Below are 19,281 nucleotides of genomic sequence, written 5' to 3' on the forward strand. Positions count from 1 at the left end.
GAGTTGTTGGATAGCGCGGAGACCGGACCTGCCATCGGGCGGGTCCGGTCCTCCGTTCGGCTTGAAAATTCCGACGAAATAGGCACACTCGTATCGGTGATGGCACCGACGTGGCTTGACCTTCTCGACGAGACCACGAGGGTGTGCGCCGCGCACGGCCGGGGCGACCTGATCCAGTGGCTCCAGCAGAAGCGCGCGCAGCTGGTCGATCCGCGACTGCGCGTACTCGTGCTCGGCGAGCCCAAGCAGGGCAAGAGCCAACTCATCAACGCCCTGGTCAACGCTCCGGTCTGCGCGGTCGGCGACGGTCCGACCACGACCGTGCCGACGGTTGTCCACCACGCCGAATCCCCCACCGCCGTCCTGGTCAGGACGCCGCCCGCGACTCCGGCCGGGGCTGCCGGTGAGCTGGCCGCGCCGCCGGAGCGGATCCCGCTGTCGTTGGAACAGATCGGCGCGGGGATCGACGCCCGCCTTCCGCACCGCGCCGGCCCGGCCGCGTCGGCGCATCTCGAGGTCGGAGTGCCGCGCGGGCTGCTCGCCTCCGGGCTGGTGCTCATCGACACACCGGGCACCGACGAGCAGGACCAGGCACGCAACGCCAGCATCTTCGCGGCCCTCGCCCGGGCCGACACGGTGCTGCTGGTGTCGGACGCGACCCAGGAGCTCTCGGTCAGCGAACTGAACCTGTTGCTGCACGTCGCGCAGTCGCACCCGAACGTGGCCGTCGTTCTCACCAAGATTGACATGTCGCCGGACTGGCGTGCGGTCGCCGAACACAACCGGCGGCACATCGCCGGGACCGGGGTGCAGGCCGCCGTCATCCCGGTCTCCTCCGCGCTGCGCCTGCAGGCCGCCCTTACCAACGACGAAGCGATCAACGCCGAGTCCGGGTTCCCCGAACTGATCGCGCGGCTCGTGCACGACCAGGCGGCCAAGGGCGACGCGCTGGCCCGAGCCAGCGTCGGACAGGTCGCCCGTACCGTCGTCGAGCAGCTCGCGGCGCCCCTGCGCGCCGAACTGGCCGTCACGGAGTCGCCCGAGACGGCCGGGCCGATCTCCCGGTTGCAGGAGGCTCAGCGCGCCGTCGACGACCTCCGCCGGCGCACCGTCACGTGGCAGAACATGCTGGGCGACGAGATGGCCGACCTCATCTCCGACATCGAGTACGACCTGCGCGACCGGACCCGCCAGATCCTGCGCAAGGTCGACGAGGCGTTCGACCAGGCCGACCCGCTGACCGGGTGGGACGCGTTCGCCGCCTGGTTGGAGGAGAACCTGTCCGAGGCGGCCGAGGCCAACTTCGCGTGGATGGTCCAGCGGCTGGACTGGATCACCCACCGGATCGCCGGCACCTTCGCCCGGTACGGTACGGACGTCGTGCCCGGCTGGTCGATCACGGTGCCTGACGATCTCGCCGACCGGGTGCCGGCCATCGAGAAGCCCACCGTGGAGAAGTTCTCCCCGACCCAGAAGGTCTTCACCGCGCTGCGCAGCTCGTACGGCGGCATGCTGATGTTCGGCATGGCGACGACGCTCGCCGGCCTGCCGCTGATCAACCCGGTCTCGCTCGGGGCCGGTGCGATCTTCGGCGGCAAGGGCATCCTGGACGAGAGCAAGTCGCTGCTCAAACGCCGGCAGGCGGCGGCGAAGACGGCGGCACAACGGCACGTCGACGACTTCTTCCTGCGGCTCAGCAAGGACGCCCGGGACACCGCCCGACAGGTGCACCGGATGCTGCGCGACCACTTCGCGGCCCTCACCGAGGAGCTGCAGGAGGCCATCGTCGCGTCGTTTCGCACCGCCAAGCAGGAGGCCGACGCGGTCACGGCGGTCCGCGAGCAGCGACAGCGCGCCGTCGAGCAGGCGATGCGCCGGCTGGCCGTCCTGCTCGAAGAAGCGCAGGAGATCACTGCCGGAAGGGGCGGCGCGCTGCGCGCGCGGCTGGAGCACATCGCATGAGCGCGGGAGCGCGGCTCGACGAGTCCGTGTGGGATCTGCTGCACCGGGCGTTGCACCTGTACCGGGACGATCCACGCGCCGCCGGGCTGCTGCACCACCAGCTCGGCCGGTTCGACCGGCCGCTGCGGGTCGCGGTGGCCGGTCCGGCCCGGTCGGGCAAGTCGACCCTCGTCAACGCGATCGTCGGCGAGCAGGTCGCGCCCATCGAGGCCGATGACGGCGGTCAGCTCTTCATCTGGTACGCCGACGCCCCGGAGCCCGGCGTCGCCGCGTACGCGCCGGACGGCTCGACGCAGCAGCTCACCGTGACCCGCTCGGCGGCCGGGATACGGGTCGAGCTCGGCGGATGGCGGTCCGGGCAGGTCGACGACGTCGTGGTCAGCTGGCCGACGCGCGTCCTGCGGCAGATGACGCTCATCGACACGCCTGCCTTCGCGGCCGCCCGCGAAGACGGCCGGCCGTCCACCGCCGACCGGATCCTGCGGGATGCGGACGCGGTGCTGTACCTGACCCGTGACGTGCGCGCCGGTGACCTGGAGTTCCTGCACGCGGCGCAGGAGGGCGCGGTGGCCGGTGCGGCGCCGGTGAACGTGATCCTCGTGCTGGCCCGCGCCGACGAGATCGGCGGCGGCCGCATGGACGCCCTGCTGTCCGCCCGGCAAGGGGCGCGCCGCCGGTACCGGGATCCAGAGCTCAACTCCCTCTGCATGGGTGTGGTCGCGCTGGACGGGCTGGTGGCGTCGGCCGGACGGGCACTCACCGAGCCGGACTTCGCCGCCCTCGCGGCGCTCGCGGGGATGGCGCGACCGGAGCTCGACAGGCTCCTGCTGTCGGCGGACCGCTTCGTCGGCGGACAATCGCCCGCACCCGTCGACGCGGATACCCGACGCACACTGCTGGACCGGCTGGGCATGTTCGGGGTGCGCCTGGCGACGACCCTGATCCGTACCGGCTGGAACACCCGGGCGAAGCTGGCGGCCGAGCTGGTCACGCGCAGTGGGCTGGCCGAGCTGAAGGAGTCCGTCGGCCGGTACTTCATCGACCGGGCGGACGTGCTCCGGGCGCGCTCCGCCCTGGTCGTACTGGACTCCGTGCTGCGCCGATACGCCCGGCCAGGGTCCCGGGAGCTGCTCACCTGGGTGGAGTACGTGCTGGCGAACACGCACGATTTCCGGGAGCTCCGCCTGCTCGCGACGCTGCGGGATCCCGAGTTGGGATTCGACGCCGACCTGGCGTCGGAGGCCGAGCGGCTCGCCGGCGGGCACGGTGTCGAGCTGACCACCCGGCTGGGCGTCGATCCGGATGCCGGGGCCGCCGAGCTGTGGGGGTTGAGCTCGCAGGCGCTGCACCGGTGGCAGAACCAGGCGGAGGATCCGCTACTGAGCCTGCGGCAGCGACGCGCGGCCGGCGTGGTCGTGCGTAGTTGCGAATCGATGCTGGCGCAGCTTTCTGCCCGTTGAATTCTCCGGTTCCCCTGGCCGCTGGCCGTCGAATTCCGGTCCGCCGCGCCCTTGTCCGTTTGCTACCAGCCGGTAGCAATACGCAGGGACTGCACCGTTTGGCAACCCGGCCGGCAACCGGAACCGCAACCGTACCGCCGTAGACATATCGGCGTGGGGGTGGCGATGGCGTCCGGTGAGCGCAACTACCGGCCCGGTTCGGAGGACCAGGGCCGGGACAGGCGCGCGTGGTGGCGCTGGTACCTGGTGCTCGGCCTGGCCGTCATGGCCGTCGCCCCCGTGCTGCCCGCCGTCGCCCGCCAGATCGTGTACGGGCTCGTCGGCGTGTCGGCGCTCGTCGCGGTTTACGTGGGGATGCGCCTGTTCCGCCCGGCCGCGCGCGGACCGTGGATCCTGCTCGCCACCGGTCTGGTCGCCACCCTGTCCGCGGTCATCTGGTGGCTGTTCGAGCTGTCCATCGTGGGCAGGCTGGTCTTCCCGTCCGGCGGCGACATGCTGTACCTCAGCGCGTACCCGTTCCTGATCGTCGGCTTCGCCACCTGGGTACGCCGGGACCGCAACCGGCCGGGCTACGAGAGCGTCGTCGACGCCTGCCTCGTGGTGTCCGGCATGTTCGTACTGAGCTGGGTGTTCGTCCTGTCCCCGATGCTGACGCACGCGTCGTCGGTGGGGTCGAAACTGCCGCTCTACCTGCTGTACACGATGATGGACCTGTTCATCATCGCGGTCGTGGTACGGCTGATCTTCAGCGCCCAGGCCCGCACGGTGTCGTACGTGCTGGTCGTGGCCGCGGCGTTCGCGCTGCTGGCCGGTGACAGCATCTGCTACGCCCTGATCGCCTGGAACAACGAGCAGTTGGGGCGTGAGCTTGCCGCTCCGCTGTGGATCCTGGTGTACCTGCTGTTCGGCACCGCCGCGCTGCACCCCTCGATGGTCGGCTCGGCCGGCGTCGTCGAACGAAGCCGGCCGGTCGCGTCGTCGCTGCGGCTCGGCCTGTACGCGTTCCTGGCGCTCCTCGCGCCGAGCGTCGCCATCGGCACCGTGCTGGTCCGTGGCCCGGGCAGCCCGGCCGGCTCCCTGGTCATGCCGTTGGTGTTCACCGCGACGACGGCGGTGCTGCTGGTCGTACGGCTCTGGCTGCTCGCCCGCGTCGCGCACCGGCGCGCGGCCGAGCTGGACGCGCACGCCGTGGCTCTGCGGTCCTCGCTGGACGAACAGCAGACGCTGCGCGACGAGCTCACCTACCGCGCTCTGCACGACAGCCTCACCGGGCTGGGCAACCGCGACCTGCTGCGCGAACGAATCGAGCGGGTGACCGGCCGACACGGGCTCGTGCTGCTCGACCTGGACGGGTTCAAGGACGTCAACGACACCGACGGGCACCCGATCGGGGACGCGCTGCTGGTCGAGGTGGCCGAGCGCCTGCGGTCGGCGGTACCCGACGGGGTCCTGGTCCGGCTCGGTGGCGACGAGTTCGCCGCGCTGCTCGACGGGGCCGACGTGGCCCGTACCCGTACCGTCGCGGACGCGATGATCGACGTGCTGCGGCCGCCGTTCCTGGCCGGTGAGCGGGAGACGGAGCTGACCGCCAGCGCGGGCATGCTCGTCGCGGACGGGCCGCTCGCCGAGGGCGAGGCGCTGCGCCGTGCGGACCTGGCCCTCTACGCCGCCAAGGACGCCGGTAAGAACCAGGTCACGGTGTACGCGCCGGAGCTCGCCGCCGCGCGCGACCGCCGCATCCGGCTGATCGCCGATCTCCGTCGCGCGCTGGCGAACGAGGAGTTCACGGTGCACTACCAGCCGGTCGTCGAGCTGGACACCGGCCGGGTCACCGCGGTGGAGGCGCTGGTGCGCTGGACTCCACCGGGTCAGCCGCCGATCCCGCCGATGGACTTCATCCCGGCCGCCGAGGAGTCCGGCCTGATCGGCCAGCTCGGTACGTGGGTGCTGCGCCGGTCGCTGCGGGACGTCGGCGACTGGTACGAGCGGTACGGCATCTCGGTGACCGTGAACGTGTCCGGTCGCCAGCTACGCGAGCCCGGCATCGCCGACCTGATCCTCGCCGAACTGGCCGCTAACCGGCTGCCGGGTAGCGCCCTGGTCGTCGAGATCACCGAGACGGTCCTGGTGGCGGAGACCGGGCCGGAGGAGGCCGCCGCCCGCGCGATCCTGGAGCGGCTGCGTGAGCACGGGGTGCGGATCGCGGTCGACGACTTCGGTACCGGCTACTCGTCCCTGGCGTACCTGCGGACCCTCCCGGTCGACATCCTCAAGATCGACCGTGCGTTCGTGCAGGAGTCGGGCGGCGAGGCGGACCCGGTGGCGTTCCTGCGGGCGATGGTCCAGATGGCACGCAGCCTGCATCTGTCCACCGTGGCCGAAGCGGTCGAGACCCCCGCGCAGGCTACGCGGCTGCGGCAGCTGCACTGCCCGCTGGCACAGGGCTACCACTTCTCCCGCCCGGTTCCGGCCGACGAGCTCGACGCCCTGCTGTCGACCGGCGAGGGCCGCATCGACGTCGACTCCAGCCTGGCCGCCTGAGCTTCTTTCGGCAGCGGCCCCGGCCCGTACCCGGTGATCAGAGCCCGAGCGCCGATCTTGTGCAGGGCGGGTCGAACTGTCGGGTCATGACCCGGCAGGTTCGAACGAACCCGTTACGGGCAGGAGGTGAGGTCGACGGTCTGAGGAGAAGGGCCTGGCGCAACCCGGTACCCATCGGGAATGAGCGAGCGGTAATCTTGCCCGGTCGGGCCGCTAGCTCAATGGCAGAGCTGCGGACTTTTAATCCGTAGGTTCAGGGTTCGAGTCCCTGGCGGCCCACCAAACCGCAGGTCAGCGAGGGTGTCGAAGGCCCGAACGCCGTTGTGAGCGGCGAGTACAGCAGCAAAGTACAGCAACTGCTCATCGCCCCAGGCTCTCCCCCAGTCGCCGCAGCGCCTCGCGGGTCTGCTCCGACGACACCTGCGTGTAGATCTCCATCGTGATCAAGGCGGCCCGACAGGCGGGCCGCACGCACCGCCGCCAGGGCGCGTGCCCGCGCTGCCGCTGTCGCTCGGCGCGGGCACGCCAGACGCCCGGCGGCTGGCGCGGATAGCGGAAAGCCCTCGGGCCGCCGAGGGACGGACAGCGCCGAGGGCACATGATCGAGGTGGGCCGGCAGCCGGCCGGCGGCGAACTGGGCGCGGCGTGGCAGCCGCACGCGCGCTGTCGGCCGGTCACCGTCGGCGGGTGGTCGCGGTCAGAGCGCCTCCGGCGGGGGCCTCGGGCTCCGGGATGGCCAAGATCCGCCGGGCGGTTGCGGTGGGTGGGTGGTTGCGCGGAGCCATCGGACGGGATGGCTCAACTTACGGAGTGTTGCGGGGTGATCTGCAACGATGCTTATCGATCAGAGCCACGCATCGACCGACATAGCAATGCGGACTGACAGCAGATCTCTGCAGGTCACGGGCTGCGACAGCAGCAACTGCGCCCAGCGCCACGTCGGCAACTGTGTGCTAGATCACTCTACTGTTAAGCCCGAAGCTCTAGAAGCTTTGCTGTACCGCTTTCCAGTAGCTGAACGACGCTGGATAGTGCGCGGCGTTCCTCGTACTACTACACCACATCCTGTGCTACATGCTTGTCAGTAGCGGTTTGCAGTAGAGCTTCTGCGCTGCCTACCCCCCTGTCGTAGTGCGAACTACGTTCCTGTCATTCGCTGTGTAGGCGCCAGTACGCTCGAGGATCCTTGGCGCTCTTCCCAACCCAGTCGATCAGTCCTACGTTCTTCAGCGCATTGAGTCGCCGCAGCATCGTGGGCTTGGTCACTCCTAGCGCATCAGCGATGTCGCCCGTGCTCAGAGCCGTCCCCTGTCGGATGATGTCGATGATCGCCAAGTACTGTGGCGGTAGCTGGTCGGCCATCCGCGGATCAACCATCAGCGCAGACAGAGTCAGCCTCACTGTTCCTGACGTCTGCGAGTAGAGCGGCTCCGCAAGCCCTCGTGCTCTCATCTCCTCGAACATCCGTCGGATACCCTCGCCGAGCTCTTGACCAAAGTGAAGATCAGCGCAAACACGAGCGATACGCGGGTTCCGCGCGAAACGGACTACCCCTCTCGGGTCAGTGAGATTCACGAGGCCCGGGAAGCGGCCGGGGCTCTCGATCTCCATGCGGTCGTTGAAGACCTCTACCCGGATATGATCGCCGCCCAAACTGTAGGACCTGTGTACCACGGCGTTCACGATGCCCTCTAGCCACGCATCCTGAGGAATCAAGCTCTGCCGCTCGAACACTGAGTTATCACCCAACACGCGTCGAGTCGGCTCAAGGCGACGGACGGCCGCGATCGTCTCGCCCAGGACGCGAGGGATTGGACCATCGAACCGAAGATCCTCGACGAGGAGCTGTCGCCGTCCGGCCTCCCGTGTCGTGCCCTGGTACCTGAGGACCCGGACATGAGCGGCCGGGAAGAGATCTTGCGGGTACCGACCGAAAAGGAGGTAGGCAGCTGCGGTCAGGTGCCCTGACCTCGTCATGAGGCCACGGCCGAACAGCGCTCGCTCTGGCTCAGGATGGCTGATGGCGGCAGCGTAGTCGGCCAAAATGTCGGGATCGAGGTCATCGATCCCCGCCTCCTTGACTGACGTCCCATCGAAGTGGGCCTGGCCTTTGTCATAGAGCAGCTCTTGGCGCTGGCCAAAGGAGAGACGCCGGTTCTCGTCGCCGACTCGCAGGTACACGTGATCGGACCTAGTCGAGTGGACCCCCTCACTGGGGTCGACTTCGATGATCAGAAGGTGGTCGCTGTCGCCATTGCTGTTTATGCACTCCAGGAGCCGGCTGCGTGCACGTACTGGCGGAACCGTGTGGTCGACAGCTGCCTGCATCAAGTCGTTCCGGTGCGCCGGGTAAGCATCAGTGCCCTCTACCTGACCGCTTGAGAGGCCAACGACGACAGTGCCACCCTCAGCGTTGGCGAAGGCCACCTCGGTCTCGGCCAACTTCACCGGGGATATGCGGACACTCTTGCGGTCGAACCACTGGTTCTCGGTCGCTCGGCACAACGCCGGACCGACATCAACTGGCGGGAGCGTGAGTGCCGACACTATCGCGCTGTCGCTCGTCACGGATATACTATAACAATTTTCTAGTAGCTCTGCGTCAATATCGGCCGCACGGCAAGCCGGAGCCTGGGGCGGTGCCGCGAAGGCCAATCGCCCTCTCCGCGCATGAGTGGCGACCGCACTGGAGCTCAGATCTTCCCCGCTGGTTCAGTGCCCTCGGTCAGGGCGTTGTGGTCCGCGCCTGGTCCGCGAACCGCCGTCGGGCGCCGGATACGGTCGTACAAGCGTGACTGGCGGCGAGAAGGAAGCCACGTGGATAGACGACCGGCGACGCGTACAGCAGCGAAGTACAGCAACCACACCGCCCATGCTTGACCGTAGCCAACTGCATAACGCAGGGCTGTCACGATTCGCGCCATCTCCAACCGCTCTGCCGGTACTCCGTAGATTCAGGGCGTTCATGTCCGACCATGTCCGCCGTTACGCCGACGCCTCATCAGGGCGATCTCGCCTGGGATCGGCAGCCAGTAGTAGGGGATGAACGCGGCGATGACCGCCATGCCGAGGGCGGGGAGCACGGCGCCCAGCAGGCTGCCGGTAGCGATCCAGGCAAGGGCGAGTCGGAAGCGTCGGCTGATGGCTCTCACGCCGGCGGAATCGATCGTCGTGGTGAGCAGTCGGCGATCATGGCGTGCGTACCACCAGACGATGTTGAACAGAATGGCCGCCAGTTCAAACGTGATGCCGTGGAGGACGACCGCGGTGCGCTGCCCCTGTCCGTGGCGGAAGGCCTGGGCCAGAACGGAGGCTGAGAACGGCAGGAATGCGATGTCCATTAGCAGCAGGGTGTTCAGGAACAGCACTACCCGGTCGGCACTACGGATGTGGTCGAACATGACGTGATGGTTGGCCCACACCTGCCCGATCAGCATGAAGGTGATGCCGTAAGCCAGGTAAGACGGCCAGAGCGCGGCGAGGCCGTGCAACAGGTGCCGGGTGTCTTGCGGCGGGCGGATCTCCAGGACGAGCAGAGTGACGGCAATGGCGATGACCGCATCACTGAACGCGACGACCCGGGCAGGATTGCGCTCCGCCCCGAACGGCGTTGACCCTCCTGGTCCACGAGCTGGTTGTGTCACCAGCCAAGCGTGAGGGACCTGGCACCGCCACGCGCGGAGCCGAGCGGCGTGGCGCGGCCGTCGAACCGACCAGGCCATCCCTCGTCCCTGGAAGATCAACCGGCACAGATCCGGCACAACTGGCAACGACCAGCGGCGACAAGCGCTGTCAAACGTCGGCAGACTTCCTGCTAGTCAGAGTGCCGATCGGTCCGGTTGGGGATGATCTCCAGAAGCCGAGAGGGGTTCAGGGTTCGAGTCCCTGGCGGCCCACCCGAAACGGATACCCAAACGGAGGGTCCAAGGACGCGAAACCGCAGGCAGTGGCCGGTGTCCGCTGAGCCCCGGCGAGCGGGCAAGGGTGGGTCCGGGCGGTTTCCGGGCCACCAAGGGGAGCGGTCACGCGTCGCGTACCTGCTGCGCTTGGTGACGGAGGTGGGCGAGGGCTTCGGCTCGGCCCACTGGCGTAGCATGTCGATCGAGACAGGCGCGGAGGTCGCCAGGCCGCGCGGGCTGCTGCCCATCGCGCGCTGGCCTCGCTGTCTCCGGTCGCAGACGGCAGTAGCTGATCTACATCATTCGTAGTGGTAGCGGCACTGGGCTATCTGCACGGTGTCATCGACGACCCGGTACACCAGGCGGTGTTCCTGGTCGATGCGCCTCGACCAGAACCCCGACCAGTTGCCACGGAGCTGCTCCGGTTTGCCGATGCCCTGATGACCGTTGCGCCGGATGTCCTCGATCAGTGCGTTGACCCGCTTGAGCACCTGGCGATCCCGCTGCCATGTCAGGTAGTCCTCCCAGCCCCGGCTGGCGAACTGGACCTTCACGCGGCCGATACCTCGTCCGGGTTGTCATCGGGGTCGATCAGGTCGCGCATCTCCCCCCCACCGCTGCGCAGCTCCTCGACAGCTTCGTTCAGTCGACGCGCGTTGGCTGGGCTGGCCATGAGGTACGCCGTCTCTTTCAGCGATTCGTACTCGCGTAGCGAGATGATGACCGCGGCCTCACGGCCGGAACGGGTGACCACGACTTCCTCGGCATCGTCCACGACGTGGTCGAGCATCTTGGCCAGGTTCTGCCGGACCTCTGAGTACGTGACCGTTCGCATGATGCCTCCCGAGCTGACGTACAAGAAATTGTACAATAGGAACCTGGTTGCATGCCAGGTTGGGTTTGCGGTGACAGGTTCGGGTCGCTACCTCGTCGTCGGGCGGTCGATCAGACGCCCGAGCTACGCAGACGCAGCGCGATCGGCCGCCCGGCGACGGTCGCCGGTTGGTTCGCATGGTGATGCCTCCGGCCCACCCTGGTCAGTGGTCTGGCGTCTGACCTTCACGGTAGATCGTGGAGTCACGTGTGCGGCCAAATGCGCTGCCGTGGCGCCATATCGGGCGCGTCGAAGCCGCGCAAGCGGCAACGTGGCGAGATCGAGGCCTTGCCGAGCGGGTCACTGTGGGTGAGCGTCGCCCAGTTCATGACCGGAACTTCGAAGTGCTCGACGTTGGCGAGGCGATGCTTGACCCCTACGAGGGATACATACGGAACCATGTCCGCAGTCGCGATCAGGAGGAACTCGCCCGCGCCGAGGGTTCGCGACATCTGCGGGTCGACCTTGAACGCGTGCTGCCGTCGGGCCACATCCTGGCGCTTGATCCGGTTGTCGGTGTCGTAGTCTGCGCAGCCCTCGGTGACCCGCTCGGTCCCGGCCGGCTTCGCCACAGTTTCGCTGCCGACGGTTGAGCAGGTGACCGAGGTACTCGAGTCGGCGCGGGTAGCAGGTGCGCTGCCCGCCGGGCATGCCGAGGACACCGAAGAGACGCACGGTGATGTCCCGGCTACGCCGATGGGACGTGCGCCGCGTCTGAACCTTTCCGGCAGTAAAAGGAGTGCGAGCCGGAGACGATTGTGCCCCCGTTGGCTAGCACTAATCAGCTGTTAACAGGCTTGTGAGATTGATTGGCCTGAGATAAAAATGCGCACGCACTGTCCTTGATCAGCTGTGCGTATTTCCGCCGGCCCGGCCGGCTCGTCCGGGTTATTGAGGAACAATATGCGCAAACATCCCATCACCGGTCCCGCTGTCGTCGTGTTGGCCGCGAGCGCGGCCCTGGTCGCCGGCGCTGGTCCGGCCGTTGCTGACGCGTCGGCCCCGCTGTACGTCAACAACAGCATCGGGTCCAACTGCTCCAACAGTGGCGCCGGCACGCAGGCCCGGCCGTACTGCACGATCTCGGCTGCGATTGCGGCGGTACAGCCGGGGCAGACGATCAATATCACCAGCGGTACGACATACGACGAGCACGTGACGATAAACAAGTCGGGCACGGCCGGAAATCCGATCGCGCTGAGCGGTGGTTTGCTGTCCGGCGCGAACGCGGGTATCACCATCGACGGCCAGCACGACATCTCGATCGTCAATGTCGCCGTCAGTAATCCGCAGAACGGTCCCGGCGTCGCTGTCAGCAACTCGTCGAGAATCACGCTGCAGGGTATCGACGTGAATGCCTCGTTCAGCGGCCCTCCGATCGTGGGTGTTCAGCTGACCGCTGTCACCAACTCGTCGCTCATTAATGTCGGTTCCAGCGGCGTGAGCGTGTCGACCGGGATCGCGCTGGACGCGGCTACGACGGGTGTGCTGGTCAAGACCGGATTCGCCGTCGCCAGCCAGACGGGCATCGACGTCGCCGGTTCCAACAACAGGATCATCGACAGCTCGGTCCAGGGTGGCGCCACTGGCGGGATCGTCCTCGAACCGGGCGCGGCCAACAACGTCGTCGCCGACAACATGGTTCATCACGGCCGGGGTACAGGGATCCGCAACACTGGCGCTACCGGCACCGCAATCACCAACAACACGGTAAGCAACAACTGTGGTACCGGTATCCGGGTGGACGGGGCCTCGTCCGGGGTGTCGGTGCAGAACAACCTCAGTAGTGAGAACCCGGCCGGCTGGTGCGGCGCGCAGTCGACGGATGTGGTTGAGATCGGCGTGTATGACGCCGCGGTGAGCCACACCGTCGTCAACTACAACACCGTATACGTGGGGACTCAGGGCAACTACCAGCCCTACGCATGGGGCACCCCGATGGGGCTGGCCGCCTTCCGGACGGCCTCCCACCAGGCCGTACGTGACATTCAGGCCACCCTCCCGACCGGCGACACCAACGACAACGCGAACTCGGCCGCGCCCGGGTTCCAGCCGACCGACATTCACGGCCACGTCTACGCCGACGGTCCGGCGCCAAACACCGGCGCTGGCCCGATCAGTTATGCCGACCGGGGTGCCGAAGAGTATCTCTGGCCGCCGACGGCTCGACTCGCCGTCACGGTCGACCGGAAGACGAGCACCGCCACGGCCGACGCGTCGGCCTCGACAGTGTCGACACCGACCGCCTCGTACGCCTTTGATTTCGGCGACGGCAGCAAGGTCACCCAGTCGACGCCGATCGCGACACACCAGTATGCGAAGGCGGGCCCCTACGTCGTTTCGGTCACCGTTACCGACGGCAATGGGCAGATCGGCACCGAAAACACGCATGGGCCGTTCTGCATGCCTGCCCGGGTCCCGTCGACCCCAGGCGCGTCGCAGCTCAAAGCCGACTTCGACGGCGACCGCCGGGACGACGTAGCGCTGTTCTACGACTACGGGGGCGGTCACGTCGCGCTGTTCACCCTGACTTCACAGGGCTGCGACGAGGGGTTCGACCCGGCATTGCGGCGCTGGGACGCTCCGCATTGGGGTGGCGGCACCAAGTTCGTGACGACCGGCGACTTCAACGGCGACGGCAAGTCCGACGTAGCGCTGTTCTACGACTACGGCAACGGCCACGTCGCGGTGTTCACCCTGACCGCGCACGCCAACGGCGACGGCGGCTTCTCCGGGCCGGTTCTGCGCACCGACCTGCCGTACTTGGGTGGCGGCACCAAGTTCATGACCGCCGGGGACTTCAACGGCGACGGCAAGGCTGACCTGGGGCTGTTTTATGACTACGGCGACGGTCACGTCGCGCTGTTCACGTTGCTGGCCAGCGGTGGCGGCGGCTTCGCCGGCCCCACTCTTCGTGTGAACTACCCGCATTGGGGTGGCGGCACCAAGTTCATGACCGCCGGGGACTTTAACGGCGACGGCAAGGCCGACCTGGGGCTGTTTTACGACTACGGCGACGGTCACGTCGCGCTGTTCACGTTGCTGGCCAGCGGTGGCGGCGGCTTCACCGCGCCCACCCTCGGCTGGAACGCCCCCCACTGGGGTAGTGGCACCAGGCTCATCACCACTGGCAATTTCAACGGCGACGGCAAGGCCGACATCGCGCTGTTCTACGACTACGGCAGTCACGTCTCGCTGTTCACCCTCGCCGCCACCACCGGAAACGGCAGCTTCGGTGGGCTGACCCGGGTCTGGGACGATTACACGAAGTGGGGCCACGTGATCCGATTCCTGTTCGCCGGTAGCTTCACGGGCGTCGGCAGGGACACCATCGGCCTGTTCCTGGACTCCGGGGGCGAGGTAGACCTCGACACCATGACGCCGGTCGCCGGGAACGGCTACGACCCACCCAACTATCGGTGGTACGCGCTGCACTGGGGTACCGGAACCCGGGCGGTGCTCTGACCGCACCGAGGAACGCGCCTGAGCGCCGGGTGGCAGCGGCTCCGGCCGCTGCCCACCGCGTCTGCGACCAGTAGCTGACCCGTCCAGGCAAGATCTTGGTACCCGGGCCATCACTCCGAGTAGCCTTCATGTAGTGGGGGACTCCGACCTCCGGCCTTCGGGTCTGGAGCGGGACGGGCACGTGTTGCTGTTGCACGGCTCGGAGCCTGAGCGGGTGTCGAGCCTGGTGACGTGGATATCTCGCGGCCTGAACCGCGGTGACAAGGTCATCTACGCCGACGCGCCGCGTCCGGCGGGCGGATCGCTGCTCGACAGCTCCGACCGGCAGGGAACCGAATTCGCCGCGGCCCTGGCCGAAGGCCGGCTGGCGGCACTGCCGTTGGTACGGTTCTACCCCCAGGGTGACCAGGAAGCGATCGTCGACCAGGCGTTGGCCGAGGGGTTCCGGTCGGTACGGCTCGCGGCGGAAGCCAGCGCCGCGTTCGACACGCAGTCGATGTCTGATCACATGGACATCGAGCAGTTGATCGACCGTCTGTGCCGGACCCGGCCGGTATCCGCACTGTGTGAGTACGCGACCTCCGCGACCGAAGGAACGGTACTGCGCGAGCTCGTCGCGGGGCACCGGTACGAACTGCGGAGCGCCGCCTTCCACCTGGCCACCGGCCCGGGCGGTCTGGTCCTTCGCGGTGAGATCGACCGCGCGAACGCCGACGTGCTCGCCACCGTCCTCGACGTCGCGGTCGCGGACGGCAAAGGCGTGGTGCGGCTGGATCTGGCGGCGTTGGAGTTCATGGACGTGGCGGCCTGCCGGCAGTTGGTGTACGCCAGCCAGGACTTCCGGCAAGCGGGCGGGCACGTCGTTCTTGCGACACCACAGCCTACGGTCGCCTGGACGCTGCGGCTGCTGGCCGTCGATCAGTTCGCCGGCATCGACCTGGTCGGAGGGTGAGCGGTGACCGTCCCGACCCCCGCCGGCTACCTCCATCAGCTGCTGCTCTTCACGTCGCCGGACGACCTGTTCACCGCTGCGATGCCGGGTCTGCGTCAGGGATTGGACGCCGGCAACGCGGTGATCCTGGCCTGTCGGGACGCGGACAACGCGTTGCTGGCCGACGCGCTCGGTCCGCACCCGCGCCTCGCCTGCGTCAGCCCGGACGGCATCTACACCCGGGCAGCGGCCGCCGCCGAGGCCTATCGTCGGATGGTCGATCAGCGGATCACCGCCGGCGCCCGGCGGGTCCGTGTGGTGGGCGAGCCGGACTTCGGCGCGGACGTGGACAGCGCGGCGGAGTGCAGCCGGTTCGAGGCGATCTGCAACGCGACGCTGGCCAGGTGCCCGCTGACGAGCACGTGCGCCTACGACGTCGGCGCGCTGCCCGAACGGGTTGCCGCGGACCTGACCGCCGTCCATCCGTTCGTACTCACACCGACCGGTCCCGTTCCCAACGGACGGTACGTCGATCCCGCGACGTTCCTGCGCCGGTCGGAAGCCGGTCCGCACCCGGTGGAGCGGACCAGTCCGACGGCCGAGTTCGGGGCGGTGACCGGTCTGCACCAGCTGGCCGCCCTGCGCGACCAGCTACGCGCCGTCCTTCGCGGACAGGCCGTGCGGCCTCGGATCGTGACGGACATCGTGGCCGCGGTCCAGGAACTGGTCGTCAATGGTCTCCTGCACGGCAGACCGCCGGTCCGGGTACGGCTCTGGGCCCCATCTGGGCAGCTGGTGTGCACCGTCACCGACGCGGGTTCCGGCTTCGACGATCCGCTCGCCGGATACGTACGGGCGGCCGACGGCGATCCCTTCGGTCCGGGGGTCGGACTGTGGCTGGTGCGGCAACTGTGCGACCGGATCGAGATGGAGAAAAGCGTGTCCGGCTTCACGGTACGGCTGTCCACCTCGACGCGGGCCGCCGACTGATCCGGCCGTCCACGGCGCGCGGCAAGGGCGAACCGCTGTGCGGCGAGGGCACACGACCGGTGCCGTGCTGGCGGGGCCGGCCTGTCGCCTGCCCCGCCAGCCGACGCTCACCGTGCGTTGGAAACGTAGAAGGTGTAGCTCGTGGAGTCCGTTGCGGATCCGTCCGCCGTATGACCGGTCACGACCATGGTGTGCTGTTCGAAGTCGCCCGCCGGCGTATAGGTCACTGACGCCCGTCCTTGCGAGTCCGCCGGCACGGTGGTCGTGGCGCCGTCATCCACCCGGTAATCGAACGACACGATCCCGGGGGTGCCGCCGCTGAATTCGAACGTCCCTTGGACCCCGGCGCCGCCGGACCAGGTGCCCTCCGGGTACTGGGCGGACACCACATGCGGCGCGGTGCCGACCAGGAACCGGTACTCCGTCACCGGTGACAGGTCACCGGAGGCCGTCAGGCTCTGTACGTAGAGGGTGTTGAGTCCGTTCCGGTCGAGAGTGACCGCAATCCAGGTGTCGGTGCCGTCCGTGGACGCCGGCAGCGTCTGCTCCGGCCCGTCGTTGAGGTGGTACCGGTACTCGACGACCTGGCCGAACAACTGTGTGTTGAACGTGAAGAAGGCCGACGTGCCGATGCCGCCCTGGGCCACGTACTCGCCGTAGCTGCTGTAGACGCTGACCTTGTCGTCCCGGACGTCGACGTACTGGATCCGGGTCTCCGAGGTGGACCCGTCGCCCCCGACGCTCGTGACCTGGACGTCGATGGCGCCCCACGAGCCCGGCGTGTACGTCACCGTCGCCGTGCCGTCGGGACCGGCCGCGACGGTCTGCTCATCGGATCCGTAGATCGAGTAGCGGTACTCCCGCACGCCGGGAAGCCCGGGTGAGAACGTGAAGGTCATCGGCTTGCCGACGATGCCGCTGCTGCCGGGTGGCGACCAGGTGACCACCGGTCCGGAGAAGATGTTGAAGGTGTACGTCGTCTCGGGTGACCTGGTGCCGTCGGACAGCAGCGCCTGGAACACCACGGTGTTGTCGCCAGCGTGCTGCGGGGTCACCGTCGCGACGGTGAACCAGTTGCCGTTGCTGGAGACCGTCTGCTCGTCGCCGCCGTTGAGCCGGTACGCGAACCCCGTCAGGTTGGGTAGCTCGCTCTGCATCTGGATCTCCAGCGGCACCCCGACACCGTCCGTGCGGGGCCAGTAGGCGAGTGTGGGGGCGTATGCGGTCGGATGCGGGTCGATGACGTGGAACTGGTAGACGGTGGGTACCGACAACGAACCGTCGGACCGTACCGATTGGACCTGGAGCAGGTACCAGCTGCCGACCGTGGCGGTCCAGTGCAGGACCGCCGAACCGTCCGCGGCGGCGTCGATGCGCTGCTGGCCGTCACCGAAGTCGTAGACGTAGGCCACCACACCGGCGGCGCGCGGCTTGAACGTGAACGTGCCGGCCCGGGGGGCGATCACGTCCTGGTCGAGGGTGAAATCCGGGGAGTCGACCTGTGGCGCGTCGCTGACGTAGACGTACATCGTGTCGACGCCGATCATCTTCTGGCCGGCGTAGCTGCGCGTGACGACGGCGATGGAACCGGCGGTCTGGAAGGTGATGTCGCTGCTGCCGGTGCCGTTGACCGCGGGGAACTTCACCTCGGCAGCTCCGTCGAGCTGGTAGCTGAACGCGGTGACGCCGGAAACGGGCGACGACAACGTGATCCGGCTCGGCAGTCCTATGCCGGCCACGTCGACCGACCCCCAGGGCGCCGTGTAGCGCACGACGAACTGGTAGTGGGTGGTGGGTCCTCGGTTGCCGGCGGCGTCGACCGGGGTGACGTCGAGCCAGTCGTAGCCGGCGTGGGGCGGGGTGTACTCGAGGACACCGGACCCGCCGGGCCGCTGAGCCGGCACGTTGCCGTAGAAGCCCCAGAAGTCCTGGTAGACGAAGGCGACGGTGTCCCGGTCACCCTGGGCATCGAAGCGGAATTTTCCTTTCACGCCCGGGCCGCCGGAGGCGACCGTCCCTTCGGGGTAGAGGCTTGAGGCCACGGTGGGCGCCTTGGTCGGAGCGGTACGGTCGATCGTCAGATAGCAGGGCTTGGCCCACGCCGACACATCCAGGCCGTCCTCGGCCCGCGCCGTCCAGAGCAGCACCGCGCCGTCCGGGTATCCACGGAGATCGGTCGAGGCGGTCGACGTACCGTCGAAGTACGTGCTGCCGGTGAACTCCCTGCGCTGGTCCGGGTGGTCGGCGGGCCAGACGGCGAAGCGGGCCGTCGGGTAGCTGGGCTTGTCCACGTCGGCCACGTTCGCCTTGAAGACGGTCGAGTCGTTGCCGGTCGGATGCTTGGCCACGGTGCCGCAGGGCCGGTCCGGTCCGGTGAGGCCGAGCCCGCTCACGGTCGGCACGTGGTTGCCGTCCAGGCCCAGTCCGGGCCGCTGCACGGATCGGCCGAGCGCCGGGTCGGCCTCGCTGCCCCGTGCGATCCGCAGTTCGACCGTCAAGGACGTTTCATGCCGGGCCAGTGCCGCGTTGACGGCCGCCGCGAGGTCGGCGTAAAGGTAGCCGGGGCAGAACGCGCCGGCACCGCGTTGAAATCGCTGGATCAGGTCCAGTTCGGCCGGCTGGTTCTTCCACGTGGTGGTCTTCTTGATCGGATCGGTGCGCCACAGTTCGATCGGCGCGGTCGCGGCGCAGCTGTTGACGTTGGTCTCTCGCGTGTACAGCGTGGCGGTGTGGACGACCTGGCCGCGTACCTTGCTGAGGTCGAAAGTGAAGTACGAACGGTAGGTGTGCGCCTTGTGATCGGTGCCGACCGTGGTGCCGAACGGAGCGTCGGCCGGCTGGTTGACGAACGACGTCTTCGGCGCTTGAGAGTCGACGTAGGCCCAGGTGGTAGGTCCGAGGCTGACGACGTCGGCGAAGGCCGGTGATGCCGTTGCGACCGCGGTCGCCGCCAGCGTGATCATGGTCGTGGCCCCGTACACCACTCTTCGTCTGGTGCTGTGCATAGGGTTCCTCCGGGAGGCCTACGCGGAAGATCATCCGCGTGGCGCACAGCGTGCCATGGCGGCCCCCCGCGCGCCGCCCCGATCAAGTGACAATGATGAATCAGTGAGCGATAACGACCTGGTATGTCCTGTTAGCGCCGACGAGTGCGCGGGT

Annotated in this window: 12 protein-coding genes and 1 tRNA gene; 7 read left to right on the top strand and 6 right to left on the bottom strand. The window is 68.0% G+C overall.

Annotation, left to right across the window (positions count from 1 at the left end):
- Positions 1 to 99 precede the first annotated feature (99 nt).
- From HC031_RS04600 to HC031_RS04615, 4 genes are all read left to right on the top strand, one after another.
- Entirely contained in the window at positions 100 to 1,962 is a 1,863-nt protein-coding gene (locus tag HC031_RS04600) for a dynamin family protein (RefSeq protein WP_167924051.1), read from the top strand.
- Positions 1,959 to 3,422: a P-loop NTPase family protein gene (locus tag HC031_RS04605; protein ID WP_167923873.1), complete on the top strand. Its 1,464-nt coding sequence runs from the start codon at positions 1,959 to 1,961 to the stop codon at positions 3,420 to 3,422. Before HC031_RS04600 ends, HC031_RS04605 begins: the two co-directional genes overlap by 4 nt.
- Positions 3,423 to 3,575: 153 nt before the next feature.
- Positions 3,576 to 5,963 carry an EAL domain-containing protein gene (locus HC031_RS34245; RefSeq protein ID WP_167923874.1) on the top strand — a complete coding sequence of 796 codons (2,388 nt, stop codon included), beginning with the start codon at positions 3,576 to 3,578 and terminating at the stop codon, positions 5,961 to 5,963.
- A gap of 207 nt (positions 5,964 to 6,170) precedes the next feature.
- Positions 6,171 to 6,245: transfer RNA gene (locus tag HC031_RS04615), tRNA-Lys, on the top strand.
- A gap of 867 nt (positions 6,246 to 7,112) precedes the next feature.
- Here HC031_RS04615 and HC031_RS04620 read toward each other — a convergent pair.
- The 5 genes from HC031_RS04620 to HC031_RS04645 all read right to left on the bottom strand — a co-directional run bounded on the left by HC031_RS04620 (position 7,113) and on the right by HC031_RS04645 (position 11,308).
- Positions 7,113 to 8,531 carry an ATP-binding protein gene (locus HC031_RS04620; protein ID WP_205862225.1) on the bottom strand — a complete coding sequence of 473 codons (1,419 nt, stop codon included), beginning with the start codon at positions 8,529 to 8,531 and terminating at the stop codon, positions 7,113 to 7,115.
- Between the two features lie 395 nt (positions 8,532 to 8,926).
- Complete coding sequence (locus tag HC031_RS04630) at positions 8,927 to 9,607, bottom strand: TMEM175 family protein (protein WP_338090479.1); 681 nt, start codon at positions 9,605 to 9,607, stop codon at positions 8,927 to 8,929.
- Between the two features lie 554 nt (positions 9,608 to 10,161).
- Positions 10,162 to 10,416, bottom strand: a complete 255-nt coding sequence (locus tag HC031_RS04635) for a Txe/YoeB family addiction module toxin (protein WP_167923876.1) — start codon at positions 10,414 to 10,416, stop codon at positions 10,162 to 10,164.
- The gene (locus tag HC031_RS04640; protein WP_167923877.1) at positions 10,413 to 10,697 is read right to left on the bottom strand and encodes a type II toxin-antitoxin system prevent-host-death family antitoxin; all 285 of its coding nucleotides are present in this window, start codon (positions 10,695 to 10,697) and stop codon (positions 10,413 to 10,415) included. Before HC031_RS04640 ends, HC031_RS04635 begins: the two co-directional genes overlap by 4 nt.
- Positions 10,698 to 10,939: 242 nt before the next feature.
- Positions 10,940 to 11,308: a hypothetical protein gene (locus HC031_RS04645; RefSeq protein ID WP_167923878.1), complete on the bottom strand. Its 369-nt coding sequence runs from the start codon at positions 11,306 to 11,308 to the stop codon at positions 10,940 to 10,942.
- A 280-nt stretch (positions 11,309 to 11,588) separates the two neighbouring features.
- Between HC031_RS04645 and HC031_RS04650 the strand changes: the two genes are divergently transcribed.
- From HC031_RS04650 to HC031_RS04660, 3 genes are all read left to right on the top strand, one after another.
- A complete protein-coding gene (locus HC031_RS04650) occupies positions 11,589 to 14,201 on the top strand; it encodes an FG-GAP-like repeat-containing protein (RefSeq protein WP_205862227.1) in 2,613 nt (870 codons plus the stop codon).
- 133 nt (positions 14,202 to 14,334) lie between these two features.
- Complete coding sequence (locus HC031_RS04655) at positions 14,335 to 15,153, top strand: MEDS domain-containing protein (RefSeq protein WP_167923880.1); 819 nt, start codon at positions 14,335 to 14,337, stop codon at positions 15,151 to 15,153.
- A 3-nt stretch (positions 15,154 to 15,156) separates the two neighbouring features.
- Entirely contained in the window at positions 15,157 to 16,122 is a 966-nt protein-coding gene (locus HC031_RS04660; RefSeq protein ID WP_167923881.1) for an anti-sigma factor RsbA family regulatory protein, read from the top strand.
- A gap of 107 nt (positions 16,123 to 16,229) precedes the next feature.
- On the opposite strand, the gene HC031_RS04665 is transcribed toward HC031_RS04660, so the two are convergent.
- The gene (locus HC031_RS04665; protein WP_167923882.1) at positions 16,230 to 19,127 is read right to left on the bottom strand and encodes a DNRLRE domain-containing protein; all 2,898 of its coding nucleotides are present in this window, start codon (positions 19,125 to 19,127) and stop codon (positions 16,230 to 16,232) included.
- Positions 19,128 to 19,281: the final 154 nt, after the last annotated feature.

The sequence above is a fragment of the Planosporangium thailandense genome (assembly GCF_011947195.1).
Taxonomy (GTDB): domain Bacteria; phylum Actinomycetota; class Actinomycetes; order Mycobacteriales; family Micromonosporaceae; genus Planosporangium; species Planosporangium thailandense.